Raw genomic sequence first — 16801 nt, 5'->3', positions numbered from 1 at the left:
ATTTATGATGTAGCTAACTATATTGTTTGTTTAATTTAGTCATTTTCGTTTATTGTAATTTCAATTACCCACAGGTATACCCGCTAGTGCAAAACGAACTTTGAGAAAATATATGTATAAAACAGATGGTTTAAGGACTCACCGCGTCGATAGTTTGGTCACACCTCAGGCTCTTGCAATTCAATATCCTGTGTCTGAAAAAATCGCCAACAGTGTGACAACGTCACGAAAATGTATTGCAGATATTCTATCGGGGAATGACCCACGACTGATGGTTATCGTCGGTCCTTGTTCTATTCATGATATTGATGCTGCTTTAGATTATGCTCAGCGACTGAACACATTACGTGAAAAATACCAGCACAGACTGGAAATTGTTATGCGTACCTACTTTGAAAAACCGCGCACAGTCGTAGGCTGGAAAGGTTTAATTTCAGATCCGGATCTTGACGGCTCTTGCCAAGTTAATCGTGGTATTACTTTGGCGCGTAAATTACTGGTTGATGTCAATGAGCTGGGTTTACCCACAGCTACTGAGTTTCTGGATATGGTGACCGGCCAGTATATTGCTGATCTCATTAGCTGGGGGGCTATCGGAGCCAGAACAACAGAAAGCCAGATTCACCGGGAAATGGCATCAGCCCTCTCCTGCCCAATTGGCTTTAAAAACGGCACTGATGGCAATATCCGTATCGCTATAGACGCTATCCGCGCATCCAGTGTCTGTCACACATATCTATCACCGGATAAGCATGGTCAAATGACCATCTATCAAACCGAAGGCAACCCATACGGCCACATTATTATGCGTGGTGGTAAACAGCCTAATTACAGTGCCGGAGATATTGCCGCAGCTTGTGATCAGCTACGTGAATTTGATTTACCAGAGCACTTAGTTATCGATTTCAGTCACGCTAATTGTCAGAAAATACACAAACGCCAACTGGACATCGCGCAAGAGGTAGGCCAACAGATTAAGGAGGGTTCTGCGGCTATTGTCGGTGTGATGGCTGAAAGTTTTCTACTTGAAGGTGCCCAGACAATTATTCGGGGGCAACCACTGAATTACGGTCAATCTATTACAGATCCTTGTCTGAGCTGGCAAGATACAGAACGACTTCTTGAAATTCTTGCTGAAGCAGTCAATTACCGCTTCTGAACCCTTGTCTGAGTTAGCCTTTTATTCACGGAAGGCTAACTTATCGCAGATTAATAAACCTCGTTAATATGTTGTTCTGAGCATCAAAAATATTGCTTGAAGTCACCTCTCCATATAACGATAATGATTCTCACTATAATAATAGTTAGCATTTGCTAAGTGGATTTATGACTAAAGTATGTCACCAACATTCCTATACTGCACTTAAAGAATGGTGCAACACTCATCCTGCTGAAATCATGCAAATTAGTTACGTTGACAGTAAACAACTGTTAGGTGAGTCAGGAATTACCCGAATTCGCCACCAAGGGGAATTCTACCAATTGCGCCAAACTAAAGCCGGAAAGCTGATACTAACTAAATAAAAAAATAACTCAGCCAGCCACCCAGATCACGTATCGGGGCAGCCAGCTATATCCATAAATCATAAAATATTCTTATGGAGATTCGTCTGATGTCTCAATCTGCAAGATCAACACTCAAGCTATCAGTATTAAGCCTAGCGATTATCAGTAGCTTTTCAACCGCATATGCAGCAACAAAATCGTCCGATTCGGATAATGATAAATCATCCCGTGATGTGGTAACTGTTTATGCAACAGGTAATGCAAGGGATAATTTCGAAGCACCCATGATGGTGACAGTGATAAATAACAAATCACCACAAAGTCAAACAGCAAACAATGCCGGGGATCTCATCAGAAAAATACCCGGTATTAATATAGCTGGTACAAATCGTGCTAATGGGCAAGATATCAGTCTGCGGGGTTATGGGCCAAAAGGTGTTTTGACATTAATTGACGGTATTCGGCAGGGCACCGATACCGGTCATATTAATGGTACATTTCTGGATCCGGCATTAATTAAACAAGTCGAAGTTGTGCGTGGTCCCTCTGCCCTGCTCTACGGCAGTGGTGCTTTAGGTGGTGTTGTTGCTTATCAGACTGTTGATGCCACAGATCTGCTGCAAGCAGGTCAAAATCACGGATTTCGCGTTTTCGCCCGTGGTGCAACCGGTGACCATAGTATGGGGTTTGGTGGTGCAACTTTCGGGAAAACAGATTCTCTGGACGGTTTGTTTGCTTTCAGTACTCGTGATGCAGGTAATATCCGCCATGGTGGTGGTTTGACGGCTGATAATGATGAATTTATCAGTAACCTGATAGCAAAAGGCAGTTGGAAAGTGGATGAGAATCAATCTTTAAGCAGTCAGTTACGTTATTACCGTAATGAAGCTAATCAACCTAAGAATCCACAAACACTCATCGGGAAAAATGAAAAATCTAACTCGTGGACTGATCGGACGACAACTCAGCGTGATGCCCAACTCAGCTACCAGCTAAATCCGACAGAATATGATTGGTTAAATGCCAGGGCTGACCTTTATTATTCGGATGTGACTATCGATGCCCGCACTCAAGAAAAGGGGTTCGAAGGCCGCAAGCAGAAAACCTATGGTGTAAAACTGGAAAACCGCTCCCGCCTGTGGACAGACAGCCCATTGGCACACCAACTTACCTACGGTGGTGAAACCTACCAACAGAAACAAACCCCAGGCGGTAACACTGATAGCTTCCCCGATGCCGATATCCGCTTTTCTTCCGGTTGGGTGCAGGATGAAATAACCCTGCGCGATTTGCCAATATCTATTATCGCCGGTACTCGCTATAACAACTATAAAGGAACAAATTCTAAATATAAGGATGTCAGCGCTGATAAATGGTCTTCCAAAGGGGCTATCAGCATCACACCAACTGACTGGTCAATGCTGTTTACCTCTTATTCTCAGGCTTTCCGTGCACCGACGATGGGTGAAATGTATAACGATTCTATGCACTATCCTGGAAACTTCTGGATTTCTAATCCAAATCTCCGCCCAGAAAGCAACGAAACATGGGAATCTGGTTTTGGATTACGTTTCGATAACCTGCTGGCAGACAATGATGAACTAAAATTCAAAGCCAGCTATTTTGATACCAAAGCCAAAGACTATATTAAGTCAGATGTCATTAACCCTTATCAGAAATATGGTCGTACATTATACAAAAATACAACATCTGTTAATGTACCCAGAGCCAAGATCTGGGGTTGGGATGTTTCTATGAACTATGAATCCAATCTGTTTTCCTGGGAGTTGGCTTATAACCGTACTGAGGGCAAGGACGAAAAGAGCGGTGAATCTCTCAACAACCTCAGCCCAGATACTATCACCAGCACACTGGATATCCCTGTTGCACAAACCGGTTTTTCTGTTGGCTGGATAGGTCAATTTACCAAGCATACTGATTTTAAAGGGCAATATAAGCAACAAGCTGGCTATGGCATTAATGACTTCTACATTAGCTATCAGGGTGAAGGGATGTTAAAAGGTGTGACCACTACCGCAGTTTTGGGCAATGCCTTTGATAAAGAATACTACTCACCACAGGGAACACCGCAGGATGGCCGCAATGCCAAACTATTGGTGAGCTACCAGTGGTAATTAAATATAATGTATTTTCAAGGAGTTAAGTTGTGAATTCATCACTTTATGAACGTTACCTGCAAGCCAAAACTGATAATAAAGCCAAATATGCCCGCGATCTGGCTGCTTATCTGAATGTCAGTGAAGGTGAGTTACTGCACAGCCGCGTTGGGATAGATGCCAAACGCCTTGACATTGACGCACCAACTTTACTGGAAGAACTGGCTGTTGTGGGTGAAACTAAAGCGATTACCCGCAATGATTTTGCAGTCCATGAACAAATTGGCCGGTATGAAAATACACGTTTCAGCAGCCATGCAGGATTGATCCTGAATCCTCGTGAACTCGATTTGCGGATATTCTTTGATCACTGGAGTAGTGTGTTCTATCTGGTCGAGCCAGCCAAAAAGGGTATGCGCCACAGCATTCAATTTTTTGATCGACAGGGTGATGCATTGCATAAAATTTATGCAACAGATAATACCAATATGGTAGCCTGGGAAGCACTGATCGAAAAATATCAGACAGAAGAAAACCCAGCACTGGTTATCACTCCTGTAGAAAAAACCAATCACTCAACCATAACCCATGAACTGAAAGCACAGCTTGATAAAGAATGGCGGGCAATGACTGACGTTCATCAATTCTTTATTATGCTCAAACGTCATAACCTGAGCCGTCAGCAAATTTTCGACGCGGTACCGGATGATCTGGCTTACAGAGTGGAAAATTCTGCCCTGAATGAGCTTATTAATACCGCTTATAGCGATCAGAATGAAATCATGATTTTTGTCAGCAACCATGGTTGCGTACAAATTTTCACCGGCAAGCTGGAACGCCTGATGCCATATCAGGAAGAAAACTCAGATCAGAAATGGATTAATATCTTTAATCGTAATTTCACACTACATTTAATAGAGAGTGCTATCGCTGAAAGCTGGGTAACCCGTAAACCAACGGCTGATGGTTTCGTCACCAGTCTTGAGTTATTTGATGCTAATGGCAATCAGATCGCTCAACTGTTTGGTCAGCGTACAGAAGGCACTCCTGAACAAACTCAGTGGCGTGAGCAAGTAGCAGCGCTGCCAAAACTGCAACCAGCACAGGAAGAGCGTATAGCATGAAAAAATGGCTTCTGACATTCGCCCTTGCGGTATCGTTCAGTGCTTTTTCCACTGAACGGATCGTCACCATTGGTGGCGATGTATCTGAAATTGTTTTTGCACTTGGTGAAGGTAACAAAGTTGTTGCCAGAGACAGCACCAGTCAGAAACCAACAGAATTGCTTGCCTTACCCGACGTCGGTTATATGAGATTGCTCAATCCTGAGGGCATTCTCTCTATGCATCCGACACTGGTTCTGACCAGTGAGCTAGCAAAACCTTCACTGGCACTGAAGCAACTCCAGGATTCTGGTGTAAACGTTATTCAGATAACCGGAAAAGCATCGTTAGAAGCCGTTCCTGAGAAAATCAAGACCGTCGCCAAGGCGGTCAATCAAGCTGAACGCGGTGAACAGCTGATTAAGCAATATCAGAAAAAACTGGCAGGCATTCCAACAACCCCATTACCAACCCGTATTCTGTTTGTGATGAGCCACGGGGGTATCATGCCAATGGCTGCCGGGCAAAAAACCGCAGCCGACAAAATGATTCGTGCTATTGGCGCAACTAATGCAATGCAAGGTTTTAACAATTATCGTCCTCTTTCGCAGGAGGGCGTTATTGCCAGTGCACCAGATTTATTACTGGTGACTGAGGATGGCATTAAATCAATGGGCGGCTTGGATAAAATCTGGCAATTACCGGGCTTGAAACATACCCCGGCAGGTCAGAAACAACAGATTTTAATTGCCGACGATATGGGCCTGCTTGGTTTTGGCCTCGAAACCCCTACAGTGATGAAACAACTACGACAGGCGGCGGAGAAGGCCCAATGAGCCGTATGAAGTCTCCGGGATTGGGTTTAGCATTTCTTTGTCTACTACTGTCTGGGTTGGCTATTGGCTCCGCCAATCTGGGCGCATTAACATTATCTTTTAAGACATTGTGGGAATCTGCGATCAGTGATCCCCAATGGCAAATCTGGCTGAACATCAGATTACCAAGAGTATTATTGGCGATGCTGGTTGGCTGTGCCTTAGCCGCTTCCGGTGCGGTAATGCAAGGACTATTTCGTAACCCACTGGCAGATCCTGGCTTACTGGGTATGAGCAGTGGAGCAGCATTGATGGTTGCAATGGCGATTATTTTGCCCGTTAGCCTGCCACCTGCCATTGCCGTATATGGGCATATTATTGCCGCATTTATTGGCAGCCTGTTAATTTCACTACTGATTTTTTCACTGAATAAATATAGCCAAGGAAATTTGGCTCGTTTATTACTGGCCGGGATCGCCATCAATGCGCTCTGCGCATCTGCTATTGGAGTCCTAAGTTATATCAGTGATGATCAGCAACTACGCCAATTCTCTTTATGGATGATGGGTTCACTCAGCCAAATAGAGTGGCCGACACTGGCAATTGCCGCTTCCTTAATTATTCCGGCTGCCATCCTGACTTTCAGTCAGGCCCGTAAACTGAATCTGTTGCAATTAGGAGATGAAGAAGCCCACTATCTCGGCATTAACGTCCAGCGCACCAAATTCCAGTTATTACTTCTCAGCGCCCTGCTGATTGGTAGCGCCGTTGCATTAAGTGGTGTTATTGGATTTATCGGGTTGGTTATCCCCCATCTGATCAGGATGCAGTTTGGTGGCGATCATAGCTGGCTGCTTCCCGGTGCCGCATTAGGGGGTGCCTCTCTTCTACTTACCGCAGATACACTAGCAAGGACATTGGTTTCCCCGGCAGAAATGCCCGTTGGCTTAATCACGGGTTTAATCGGTGGGCCATACTTTCTATGGCTGATACTCAAACAGCCAGGGAGCCGAATATAATGGAAGCCATAAAAAATAATATTTTTCTGCAAGCTCAAAATCTGAGTTATTCAATTGGCAACCGGAAAATTATTGATAATGTCTCGCTCTCGGTCAATAAAGGTGAAGTTGTCGCCATCATCGGACCAAACGGCGCAGGAAAATCCACATTATTGCGACTGCTGACGGGATATATGAAACCTGAACAGGGGCAATGTTATTTACAGGGAACACCCATTGAGCAATGGCCGGCTCAGCAGTTGGCCCGAACCCGGGCAGTCATGCGTCAATACAGTTCACTCTCCTTCCCTTTCAGTGTGGAAGAGGTCATTGCTATGGGGCGCTCTCCTCATGGTATTCATCATCAACAAGCAGCCATTGATACCGTCATTGAACAAACGGATTGCCAGGAGTTACGCCACCGGGACTACCGGCAATTATCCGGTGGTGAACAACAAAGAGTACAATTAGCCCGTGTCCTTGCCCAGCTCTGGTCTCCAGCACCGACAGAGTGTTGTTTGTTTCTTGATGAACCGACATCAGCCTTAGATCTTTATCACCAACAACATACACTGCGTCTGCTTTACCGGCTGACGCGGGAACAACCGATGGCAATGTGCTGTGTTCTGCATGATCTCAATCTTGCCGCTCTCTACGCAGATAAAATCTTTCTGTTATATAAAGGGAAGCTGGTCGCAGCCGGGACACCAGAAGAGGTATTGAGTGATCAAATTCTAAAAAAATGGTATCAGGCCGATCTTGGTATTACCCGCCATCCTGAGACTCAACAACCTCAAATTTATTTAAGACAATAACAGCAAAAGCTGACAGGCAAATTATTTTCGCCATTTGCCTGTCTTACTTTTTACTTACGAAATTTTATTGCATCAGGCAGATACCAGAAAGCTGCAATCAGACACAAATAATAACCCAGAGCTTCGCATCCCTCTTCAACTACATTTTTTACAGTTCGATCAAAATCTTCCAACATTAAACCTTGCCATAACACGCCCATACCAAACAGACGGGAAAAAACCAACACGCACAAGATACCTGAAACCATCATGCCGTAACTTTGATGGCGGGCAAAATGAGTAAGACCAACCAATGTAACCCGACCTCGGTAAACTGCGTAAAAAATACAAATTAACGCCAACGGAACAGCAATCCACACCCAGGCACCATGAAATATTTGATCAAATATGGAGTCCAACTCTCTTATCAACAAACAAGCAAAAAAACCTGACACCAAAACTAATGCGGGACGTAATTGACTATTCTTCCTTGCTTCCAGAAGAAATACAGCAGAAATAACAAACAGTATACTCTCCTGAGCAATCTCAGTTAATGAGCTCTCCTTCACTGCATTCTGCAAATAGACAACATCGATAAAAAGTAAGCCGATAACTATGGACAAAATCAGAGCATAAAAAACAAAGAATGCCAGTTTTTTAGTTAAAAAAACCACGTCCGATTGCATTACAACCTCCATTAAATTAAATGACGAACGATGATACTGCTTTAAATAAATTGGTGAGGATCATTTGATGCTACTTGTTGTTAAAGCAAAGGAAATTTACATGAATAGTGGTAATTATCAATTGCAAGTAGCACTTTTCGCCTATAGATATCTCCAATTTATCTTAAAATACTAATGATAATAACCATCGTTATTATCATTACAAGAATAGCTAACTAATTCTAATATTTTAGCAACTGGCCCACCATTAGTGGGAGGTGAAAATGTCCGAAACTGTAGTAAACGATATTGTCCGATGGCTTGAAACCCAGCTTCAACGTAACGAAGGTATAAAAATAGATACCATTGCTAATAGGAGCGGTTATTCGAAGTGGCATCTGCAAAGGGTATTTAAAGAGGTGAAAGGTTGTACTCTGGGTGAATATGTTCGCAAACGGCGTTTGCATGAAGCAGCAAAATCTCTGCGGGAAGAAAATCTGCCGATTCTTGACATTGCTCTACAGTATGGTTTCAGTTCTCAAGCAACATTTACCCGGATCTTTAAAAAACACTTTAACACCACACCGGCCAGATTCAGGGAGAACGGTAATCTACCTGAATTAAAGTATTTCTTAAGTTGTGAGTAATAACCAATTTGCTAATTGTCTTATTGGTAGTATCTCCCTCAATGGCCAATAGTTTTATTGGCCATCTCTCTTTTATGCTATTTGAGTTCACTAACGCTGCCAATGGAACAAAAACCAGATAAGAATTTCCCAGATAGCTAACTGATTAATTTAACATTTATTTCCCTTACCTAAATAAGAGTACCTAATATCATTTCACTTTGACTAATCCCAGTTTATTTCTTCGAAATAGAGAACAGATTTCTATAAATCTTCTAGCTTTCCTTAACCGTTACCACATATATCAGCATACGTAATTTCAGATAACCACCTCATGAAATGACAATAAAATCTGCTCTATTTTATTGGTTCACGTTAATAAACAGGTTAATATAATTTTAAAATAAATAGAATAGGTAGATTCACATAATACTTAACAAAAAAACCAATAGAAATTATCCATAGGGATTCCCCCCCTAAAATTTAGTGCATATGTAACTGCGAATAAATATAAACCCTGAAGATTGAACATCAGGGTTTTATTTAAAATTAATTTCAACTTACTGCTTATCCAAACAGTCCTTATTCTTGCAAATAGTTTGAACACTGCCCAGGCTTAAAATGGTAAATAAAATAACCTAATGGGATGTGCTCTTAGTATTTTAATGCAAATAATAACGAATAATATTTTCCATAGGAATTCTCATTATATCATAGTCTTACTTATCATTCTTTTAAGTATTTGATTATGATTTTGGCTTTTCAGTCTTAAGTAATACGCCGTTGATGTATCCATAACCATTGTATACATATCCGGTAGTTCTAATATTAACTTTTTTCGCACCAAGGTGTGCTAAAATCAAAGTTATTAGACTACCATTTCCTTGATAACCACCAGCAGAGTTATCTAGAAGAAAATTTTGTGGAGTACCATCTTTGCCATCTTTGCTTTCAGTAATGACTACATGAACGTTGTTTCTGGCTATATCTGGGGCAATTTCAATGGAAGATACAGTGACATCAGAAATAGATACACCAGAAGAAACTATTTCAGAAACATTATTTTGATCGGTCATAATATATTAACCCTTATAATATTAGATTTAGCATCAAGTTATAAATATAGAAATTCATATTACACCAAAAAACTCAACTAATTTATTGACATCTATATTCAATCATCATAATCCATAAACTTATAAAAACACTTTACAACTTTAAAAATAGTGTAGAACTAATAGTCCGTCAATAAAATACCAAAGAGAATTAAACTAAATAAAAACAAACATTCAACATTAATTGACAATGACAAAACCAAATTACTGTATATTTTCCAATTATAACTTAGTATTAATGTATCTCACATATAATATCACTTATACTAACATTATAGTAAAGAGAAAATCCTGCCAATGATCTTTGATAATTATATAATCTACCGAAAACAAAAAAACAAGATGAGCCAGATATCTCTAATAGAATAATCTGACTCATTATTCACTACTTCATAGTAAATTCAACTGACCATGCGTAAGTCACAAAGTTAGTAAAGGTGATGGTTGCATTGCAAACAGCGCCACCGCTCGGTGTTGCTCCCTTATTCCACTTCGGAATTTTAACGCCATTGACGTATGTATTCACGAAAGTGGTCATAAATTCACAGCTCTTAAACCCTATTTTATATCGTACCATTGCGTAATTTGCATCAGGTGATAGCGGACTTTGAACCTGATAGCTATTGAACCCTCCTTGTCCTACACTTGAATCAGGTTTAGGTGTTGCATTTGCGTATGTTCCGGCTTCATTGTTAGTAATGATGGTATAAACAGCATCAGCGCTACCCGGCGCACCAAGATGCTTAAATGTAACTGTTACGGGCGGACCTGCATGAGCGACGCCTACAGCAGTTAAGGAAGCAGTTGCAAACAGGGCCAACAACGATTTACGTAGTAACATATTAGATATTCCTTATGTTGTTTAGAATGGCTGACTGCATTTTGATACAACTTTTTCTTCTATAAACTTATCTGACGCACGATATATACGCCAAATTCATAAAGCAAATTTCTGCTTTATATATTTATAATATAGACCATTGTCATCAGAATTTATTCAAATAGATAAAAGACTCTTAGTTATAAAATCCAAAAATATTTTAATCTTAGGGGAATAAGAGAATAAATATCGGTACAATTATATAGAAACAGTTTCATGGTAAAATTAAATCGTCCCAATGGAGATTAATATTAATTCGTCACAATACTCCGCAGAAATTTTAAATTCGATATCATCTTAACAAGAATTTAAGCAGTATAAATATATAACAGTAAATGAGTTGCAATAGATGATATTAAGAATGAATCTCAACATACAAATTGCCAATGCAAACAATTGTACCAAAGCCAAGTTATCCAATACACGTGGTCAAATCTCGGTCATTGCTGCCCAGAAATTTCAACATAGCCTGCATCTAACCCGACAACTTCTACCCCTTGAGGAACAGCATACCCTGGTGTTACCGTAATCTGCTGTGCAGGATCACGTAACTCACGTCTATAGGTAACAAAAATCTGCCCGTCAGGCCCCTGGCGTAATGCCCCGGCAGGCACCGCCAATCCATGTTCATTGCGATACGTGACAATAGCCAGTTTAGCACTCATATTCAGACGGATACGCTGCCGCTGCTCGGGTGTAAGAGGATCAATCGCTACCAACACATCATAATTTACACCAGCTCCCTGCGATTCGCTTGAACGACCCTGTACGCCAATCGTCTTAATCTGCCCCTGCAAGGATAACCCCGCAAAACCATCACCCGTGATCTGAACTGGCATTCCTTCATACAATTGGTGAAGATCTGCCTCTTCAATGCGTGCTACCGCCTGGATTTGTTCTAAATTAATTATCCCAAAAAGCGGTGCACCCTGAGTGACTCGTGTCCCTTTTTGAATAGATAACGCTTTGTCTGATCCCTGAACAAGAGGACGAACAACAATTCCGTCAAAAGGAGAAACCAGCTCGCGTTGAGCTTGCTGAACTTGGAGTGCCTGATAACGCGATTGAGCGTTGGCGAGTTCCATATCGGCGATTTGGCGATTCTCGCCTGTGCCTTTATCAAGCGTAGCGTTTAGCTCTTCCTTAGCGGCGGCAAGATCGAGCCGTTGGACTTTGGCCTGCTGCTCCAGTGTGTCAACTTCCATACGCGGAACAATGCCACGTTCGAACAAGGCTCGAGTATCAACCAGCTTACGTTCGGTATCACTCAGGCTTAACTGAGCATTAGTCAAGGTCCTGCGAACCCTGGCGACGTCCTGACTGTTCTCCCATTCCACCAAATCTTGTACGGTTCTCTGGGCTTTCAATAGTTCCGTAAGCGCCTGACGCAACTGGATATCCAATTGCGCAGTATCAAGGCTCAACAGGGGTTGCCCTCGCTTAACGCGCTGGCCTTCAGTCACCACGACGTCAGCGATAACACCCTCGAATGGTGCCGCAATCGTCAAACTGGTGGCAGCCTGAATGCGGCCAACTAACCCAAGACGGTTTTCCAGCAATTGAGGTTCAACACGCACCCACTGTTTCTGTGATGATGTATCAGTTGAAGACGGCAGATAGACATAAGCAATGGCAGCCCCGGCGACTAACGTAATAACAAGCGCTACCAGCCAACGAGTCTTACGCCTGAAATGGGCAAATGCCCTGAGCTTAGTCATTAAGTGCAATATCCCAACTCCCCAGAGTGGTGCCCAATGTTTCATCCAGCTCCGCTTGTGCATTCAGGTAGGCGATTAACGCATTGAGGCGAACATTCTCGGCATTACGCAGATCAGTTTCAAAACTCAATACCTGAAAGTTGCTGGAACGGCCGACTGTCAGTTTTTCACGTTCAATCTCCAGCTTACGTCGGGATAGATCTCTGGCACGTTGTGCGATCTCATATTGACGCCAGCGCGTACCAATATCACGCACCGCATTACCGACATCACGCTCCAGTAACTGTTTTGCCTCAGTAAGACGGATATCCTGATTCTGAACATCAACTCGCGCCCGTACTTCCGCCTGACGTTGACTCAAATCACCAATAGGTATCTCCACCTGAACACCCGCGTAATTTTCCCAACTTCGGGAACTGTTTGGACCTGTTCGATCACGTACCTGGCTGGCCCCACCGACCAAAGAGACATCCCATAAACGGTCATTACGGGCGACTGTCAGGTTAATGCCAGCCTGCTCTGCGGTAATCAATTGGGTGAGATAGGTTGGTTGCTGCTCTTGTGCCAAATGTTGCGCCTGAAGCAGATTAATATCTATGCGTTTGGCATCCAATTTGTCAGTCGCTTTTACCTGAGTTTGCAAGTCTAAGGCGAGCAAACGCAGCAATTCTAAACGACTGGTATCCAGTTGATTAGCGGCTTCCTCATTAGCCAGTTCCTGCATGGCAACATCGGCCTCAGTCTGAACAATCTCGAAAGCGGCCATTCTGCCTGCGGAGATCATGACTTTGTTAACTTCCAGCAGTTGACGTGAACGTTCAAGTGCATCACGCGCGATTTGTAATTGCTCTTGAGCGCGCAGCAATTCACGATAAGCCATAATAATCTGCTTGATAGTCTGGGATACCGTTGCTTTCAGATTCAGGCGATTTATTTGCTCCATCAGTTGAGCAAGGCGTACCGGTGCCGTCGCCACATCTTTGCCGGCACCGCGCAACAGCGGCTGGATCACTGAAAATGAAACGCCATCATTACGGCTACGGCCAGCATTCTCCGCCCATGTCGCCCGGCTCGTCCACGACAAGCTGAACCGGGTACCATATTCCCCAAGCATTGTAGACGTGGGCGTAATCTCGCTCTGACGGTAACGATCATCTTGATTACGGGCAGCAATATAACGGCTATTGAGCAGCAACTTCGGCGTAAAACGATCTTCCGCAACCCGCAAATCGAATTTCTGGGCAATCCGATCCAAATAAGCACTGCGAATCGAGCGATTGTTTCGTAATCCCAAATAGATCGCATCACTGAGTGTCAGATCGATAGTCTGCTGATTAAGAGAAATTGTGTTCGTTGTGAGCATAGTTGCCTGTGACGGCGTCAGCGGCTCCGCTAAAGCTTGTTCGCCAGGCACAGCTATCATCAGCGCAATGATGATGCCAATAACACGCTGAAAAGTTTGGCTAATCATCACGAAGTGCCTCTACAGGTTGTAACCTGGCAGCAGCTAATGCCGGGTTGATGCCGAAAAATAAGCCGATCACTAATGAACTGGCAACCCCCAGCGGCAAAGAGAATGGGGATAATGTGAATACCCAGCCGGAAAATTTTACAAACAGGTACCCAGCGGTCACCCCCAACAACGATCCCGCTACTGCGCCGACAATTGACAGAGTGGCAGCTTCCAGCATAAAAAGTACACCGATATCAATAGGCCTGGCTCCCAGAGCCATACGAACACCAATTTCACGCCTGCGCTCCGAAACATTCATCAGCATGACATTCATGACACCCACACCGCCCACCAGCAATGAAATGCCCCCCAATCCGGCAAGCAAATAGGAGAATGTCTTGGCTTGTCGCGTCAATCCATCAAGTAATTGCTGCGGAATTTGAACTTCGACATTACGACCGTTTGATAATGAGACAAGATAGTCACGCAATGATACCGCATCACTGTTTAACGTTGTTACGTCACGCGCTCTGGCAATGACACTGCCTATCTCTGGAGCAGGCCGCAACCGCCGCATGCCTTCAATGGGCAATATCACGGAACCATCAACAGAAACCGGGAGTAAAGGATTTATTCCCTGAGCAGCGAGAATGCCTATCACTTCAAACATATATCCCTCAATTTGCAGTTGACTACCTACCCGGATAGGTTGGTTTGGTACTTTTGACTGTTTTGCAATATCTGCCCCGATCACGGCATAAGTCGTCTGGCGATCATAGTCCGATAGAAAACGTCCCTGCTCGATCTGTAAATCAAGCACCGCAGCCAGATCAGAGGATGTTCCTGTAATATTCGTATCAATCCCTTGTCCCAGGAAACGTATTCGGGTTGAGTATAACGTGATGGGCGCAGCATGCATGATCGTGGGCAGTATTCGGGTAAGCATCTGCGTATCCAGTGTGGATGGGGCGGGTTTGACATCAGTGCCCGACATAAAATCAAAATGGGCGACCAGCATATTGCTCCCCATACTCTTGAAAGTGCTGATAGCTTCATTGGCAGCATTATAGCCAATGTTCAGAAGTGCAATGACTGAAGCACATCCGACGGCAATACCTAGCAACGCAAACAGGGAACGCCGCCCCAGTAAACGCAGGCTATCCAGCGATTCACGCAGAGCTTGCGAGAAGGAAAATCCGTGGCGACCAGAATTCACGTTAAGCATCGGATATATCCGGCCATAGATCGGTTTCGGAAAGCTGCCCATCATTGACATACAGACAGCGCTGCATATTTCTGGCGATTGCTTCATCGTGTGTCACCATGACGAGTGTCACGCCCTGCTCACGGTTCAGTGACAGAAGAAGCGCCATGATATCGCGTGCTGTAGTACTGTCGAGATTGCCTGTCGGTTCATCAGCCAGAATGAGAGAAGGCTTGCCGACCAAGGCTCTGGCGATGGCAACACGTTGGCGTTGTCCCCCGGAGAGATCTGCCGGACGATGGTGAATACGATCAGCCAGACCAACTAATTCAAGCTGGCATTTCGCCTCCTGCCGGGCCAGAGAACGTGAATATCCACGATATAACAATGGCAACGCCACATTATCCAATGCCTGCATTCTGGGAAGTAAGTTGAAACTCTGAAATACGAAACCCATTTCCTGATTTCTTATTCTCGCCCGCTCATCAGGAGTAACATTTGTTATATTAACGCCACTAAACTGAAAACAGCCAGAAGTCGGTTGATCCAATAAACCAAGAATATTAAGCAGTGTGCTTTTACCCGAACCGGAAGCGCCGACAATAGCACAACTTTGCCCACGCATTATGGTTAGTGATATTTGATCCAGCACTGGATGATACTTTTCCCCCATACGATAGGTTCGACAAATATTTTCCATGTAAATCAAAACTTCTCCACACTGGGAAGTTGTGATTGTCATGTCTGATTTATTCATCGTTTTTGACATCCATTAAATGTGTCACAGGCTCCATTCGATCGTTTATCAGGCTTTATATCATGGGAAGATTCTCTTGTAAAAGGCTGTAACTTAAGTGAGATGCAAAAACATCGATCAGCAAAAATAGATTAGATTTACTTAACATAAATTCAAGTTACCCATTGCATTTTGGGATTAATCCACCCAAATTAATCCTGCCTGCTTTGGCATTCGGATCTCCACCAGCTTCCGGCAGTATTAGCAATGTATCCTGGACTTGGAATGTTGTCGGATGGCCTCAAGGACTGTCGGTTTATCTTTGTCAGGGAGATACCAACCATTGCTTTGATATCTCTCGCACCCGGAGAATGTCGACAGCTGCATTCAATACTAGAAGCCCGGCACAGCAGTTCTTTTATGCTTTGAGAGTTGCAAATGGCGGAACAGTACCTGTGGCAGGACAAATGGGAGAAATTACGGTCACTTGGTAATAATTTCTCGATTATTCTCCAAAGATTGCCGTCAGCACCACAGGCGGCCAGCTGCTTTTTTTCGGTGATTAGCATCGACGATGTTATCCTCCGCTTATTTTACATTTAACTGTCCTGCATGACCATTTAAAAGCACAACAACAGAAATATTAAAGCTTTTATATAAAAGACGGAGGTGGATTCACATAATAAGTGCAACTTTTTAAAAGAACGTTAATTAAGTTTAATCGAAATCCATTAACCATTAACAGAGAGTTAAAAAATCAGCGAGAAAAAGCATATTATCCAAATAGACTGATATTAAAGGTACTTTTCTACCATTATTTTATGAAAAAACCATAAAATAGATGAAATGGTTAATTTGGCAGGGTTTAAGCTCTGAAAAAGGTATTGATTATTAGAAAAATATAAAGTGGCATCTTTATACCATCAAGCTATTTATTGGTTGATTTATGAAGATAAAAGAAATGAGGGTGACTTATAATAACTGTTCAAAATTACCAGTGAAACAGCATTAAAAAAGATAAAAAACGGGTATGATTAATGTTGATTAAATGTAAAACACAATATACCATGA

The 16801-nt window shown here is 43.1% G+C and carries 16 protein-coding genes; 9 read left to right on the top strand and 7 right to left on the bottom strand.

The window, feature by feature from the left end; all coding sequences use genetic code 11:
* The first annotated feature begins 112 nt into the window (after window positions 1-112).
* From PTE_RS18380 to PTE_RS18355, 7 genes are all read left to right on the top strand, one after another.
* A complete protein-coding gene (locus PTE_RS18380; RefSeq protein WP_036849480.1) occupies window positions 113-1159 on the top strand; it encodes a 3-deoxy-7-phosphoheptulonate synthase in 1047 nt (348 codons plus the stop codon).
* Window positions 1160-1326: 167 nt separating this feature from the next.
* Window positions 1327-1524, top strand: a complete 198-nt coding sequence (gene hemP / locus PTE_RS24660; protein WP_081738262.1) for a hemin uptake protein HemP — start codon at window positions 1327-1329, stop codon at window positions 1522-1524.
* A gap of 89 nt (window positions 1525-1613) precedes the next feature.
* On the top strand, window positions 1614-3641 hold the full coding sequence (locus PTE_RS18375; RefSeq protein WP_036849479.1) for a TonB-dependent hemoglobin/transferrin/lactoferrin family receptor: 2028 nt from the start codon (window positions 1614-1616) through the stop codon (window positions 3639-3641).
* 32 nt (window positions 3642-3673) lie between these two features.
* Window positions 3674-4747: a hemin-degrading factor gene (locus tag PTE_RS18370; RefSeq protein ID WP_036849478.1), complete on the top strand. Its 1074-nt coding sequence runs from the start codon at window positions 3674-3676 to the stop codon at window positions 4745-4747.
* Complete coding sequence (locus tag PTE_RS18365) at window positions 4744-5562, top strand: heme/hemin ABC transporter substrate-binding protein (protein WP_036849477.1); 819 nt, start codon at window positions 4744-4746, stop codon at window positions 5560-5562. Before PTE_RS18370 ends, PTE_RS18365 begins: the two co-directional genes overlap by 4 nt.
* Entirely contained in the window at window positions 5559-6560 is a 1002-nt protein-coding gene (locus PTE_RS18360) for a FecCD family ABC transporter permease (protein ID WP_036849476.1), read from the top strand. The genes PTE_RS18365 and PTE_RS18360 overlap by 4 nt, the downstream gene beginning before the upstream one ends.
* Window positions 6560-7354: a heme ABC transporter ATP-binding protein gene (locus PTE_RS18355; RefSeq protein ID WP_036849475.1), complete on the top strand. Its 795-nt coding sequence runs from the start codon at window positions 6560-6562 to the stop codon at window positions 7352-7354. The genes PTE_RS18360 and PTE_RS18355 overlap by 1 nt, the downstream gene beginning before the upstream one ends.
* Before the next feature lie 50 nt (window positions 7355-7404).
* Here the strand turns inward: PTE_RS18355 and PTE_RS18350 are convergent, their stop codons facing one another.
* On the bottom strand, window positions 7405-8019 hold the full coding sequence (locus PTE_RS18350) for a hypothetical protein (RefSeq protein WP_036849474.1): 615 nt from the start codon (window positions 8017-8019) through the stop codon (window positions 7405-7407).
* Window positions 8020-8282: 263 nt separating this feature from the next.
* On the opposite strand from PTE_RS18350, the gene PTE_RS18345 reads away from it, so the two are divergent.
* Window positions 8283-8645, top strand: coding sequence for a helix-turn-helix domain-containing protein (locus PTE_RS18345; RefSeq protein ID WP_036849473.1), 363 nt, complete (start codon window positions 8283-8285; stop codon window positions 8643-8645).
* Window positions 8646-9370: 725 nt separating this feature from the next.
* On the opposite strand, the gene PTE_RS18340 is transcribed toward PTE_RS18345, so the two are convergent.
* The 6 genes from PTE_RS18340 to PTE_RS18315 all read right to left on the bottom strand — a co-directional run bounded on the left by PTE_RS18340 (window position 9371) and on the right by PTE_RS18315 (window position 15751).
* The gene (locus tag PTE_RS18340; protein ID WP_198539217.1) at window positions 9371-9700 is read right to left on the bottom strand and encodes a hypothetical protein; all 330 of its coding nucleotides are present in this window, start codon (window positions 9698-9700) and stop codon (window positions 9371-9373) included.
* A gap of 424 nt (window positions 9701-10124) precedes the next feature.
* Window positions 10125-10580 carry a hypothetical protein gene (locus PTE_RS18335; protein WP_036849472.1) on the bottom strand — a complete coding sequence of 152 codons (456 nt, stop codon included), beginning with the start codon at window positions 10578-10580 and terminating at the stop codon, window positions 10125-10127.
* 479 nt (window positions 10581-11059) lie between these two features.
* Entirely contained in the window at window positions 11060-12337 is a 1278-nt protein-coding gene (locus PTE_RS18330; RefSeq protein ID WP_036849471.1) for an HlyD family secretion protein, read from the bottom strand.
* Complete coding sequence (locus PTE_RS18325) at window positions 12330-13760, bottom strand: TolC family protein (protein ID WP_422615338.1); 1431 nt, start codon at window positions 13758-13760, stop codon at window positions 12330-12332. The genes PTE_RS18330 and PTE_RS18325 overlap by 8 nt, the downstream gene beginning before the upstream one ends.
* A gap of 40 nt (window positions 13761-13800) precedes the next feature.
* Window positions 13801-15015 carry an ABC transporter permease gene (locus PTE_RS18320; protein WP_036849469.1) on the bottom strand — a complete coding sequence of 405 codons (1215 nt, stop codon included), beginning with the start codon at window positions 15013-15015 and terminating at the stop codon, window positions 13801-13803.
* The gene (locus PTE_RS18315; RefSeq protein WP_422615335.1) at window positions 15008-15751 is read right to left on the bottom strand and encodes an ABC transporter ATP-binding protein; all 744 of its coding nucleotides are present in this window, start codon (window positions 15749-15751) and stop codon (window positions 15008-15010) included. Before PTE_RS18315 ends, PTE_RS18320 begins: the two co-directional genes overlap by 8 nt.
* A 164-nt stretch (window positions 15752-15915) precedes the next feature.
* Here PTE_RS18315 and PTE_RS24000 point away from each other — a divergent pair, with 164 nt between their 5' ends.
* A complete protein-coding gene (locus tag PTE_RS24000) occupies window positions 15916-16224 on the top strand; it encodes a flagellar protein FlhE (RefSeq protein WP_339366727.1) in 309 nt (102 codons plus the stop codon).
* Window positions 16225-16801: the final 577 nt, after the last annotated feature.

It is taken from the genome of Photorhabdus khanii NC19, from assembly GCF_000517265.1.
Taxonomy (GTDB): Bacteria; Pseudomonadota; Gammaproteobacteria; order Enterobacterales; family Enterobacteriaceae; genus Photorhabdus; species Photorhabdus khanii.
Note: the sequence above shows the minus strand (reverse complement) of the source record. Positions and strands in the feature narration are given on the sequence as shown.

What these genes read in the sequence shown, in the direction of transcription:
- PTE_RS18380 (WP_036849480.1), top strand. Translation starts at nt 113, where the DNA reads ATGTATAAAACAGATGGTTTAAGGACTCACCGCGTCGATAGTTTGGTC.
- hemP (WP_081738262.1), top strand. Translation starts at nt 1,327, where the DNA reads ATGACTAAAGTATGTCACCAACATTCCTATACTGCACTTAAAGAATGG.
- PTE_RS18375 (WP_036849479.1), top strand. Translation starts at nt 1,614, where the DNA reads ATGTCTCAATCTGCAAGATCAACACTCAAGCTATCAGTATTAAGCCTA.
- PTE_RS18365 (WP_036849477.1), top strand. Translation starts at nt 4,744, where the DNA reads ATGAAAAAATGGCTTCTGACATTCGCCCTTGCGGTATCGTTCAGTGCT.
- PTE_RS18360 (WP_036849476.1), top strand. Translation starts at nt 5,559, where the DNA reads ATGAGCCGTATGAAGTCTCCGGGATTGGGTTTAGCATTTCTTTGTCTA.
- PTE_RS18355 (WP_036849475.1), top strand. Translation starts at nt 6,560, where the DNA reads ATGGAAGCCATAAAAAATAATATTTTTCTGCAAGCTCAAAATCTGAGT.
- PTE_RS18350 (WP_036849474.1), bottom strand. Translation starts at nt 8,019, where the DNA reads ATGCAATCGGACGTGGTTTTTTTAACTAAAAAACTGGCATTCTTTGTT.
- PTE_RS18345 (WP_036849473.1), top strand. Translation starts at nt 8,283, where the DNA reads ATGTCCGAAACTGTAGTAAACGATATTGTCCGATGGCTTGAAACCCAG.
- PTE_RS18340 (WP_198539217.1), bottom strand. Translation starts at nt 9,700, where the DNA reads ATGACCGATCAAAATAATGTTTCTGAAATAGTTTCTTCTGGTGTATCT.
- PTE_RS18335 (WP_036849472.1), bottom strand. Translation starts at nt 10,580, where the DNA reads ATGTTACTACGTAAATCGTTGTTGGCCCTGTTTGCAACTGCTTCCTTA.
- PTE_RS18330 (WP_036849471.1), bottom strand. Translation starts at nt 12,337, where the DNA reads ATGACTAAGCTCAGGGCATTTGCCCATTTCAGGCGTAAGACTCGTTGG.
- PTE_RS18325 (WP_422615338.1), bottom strand. Translation starts at nt 13,760, where the DNA reads ATGATAGCTGTGCCTGGCGAACAAGCTTTAGCGGAGCCGCTGACGCCG.
- PTE_RS18320 (WP_036849469.1), bottom strand. Translation starts at nt 15,015, where the DNA reads ATGCTTAACGTGAATTCTGGTCGCCACGGATTTTCCTTCTCGCAAGCT.
- PTE_RS18315 (WP_422615335.1), bottom strand. Translation starts at nt 15,751, where the DNA reads ATGAATAAATCAGACATGACAATCACAACTTCCCAGTGTGGAGAAGTT.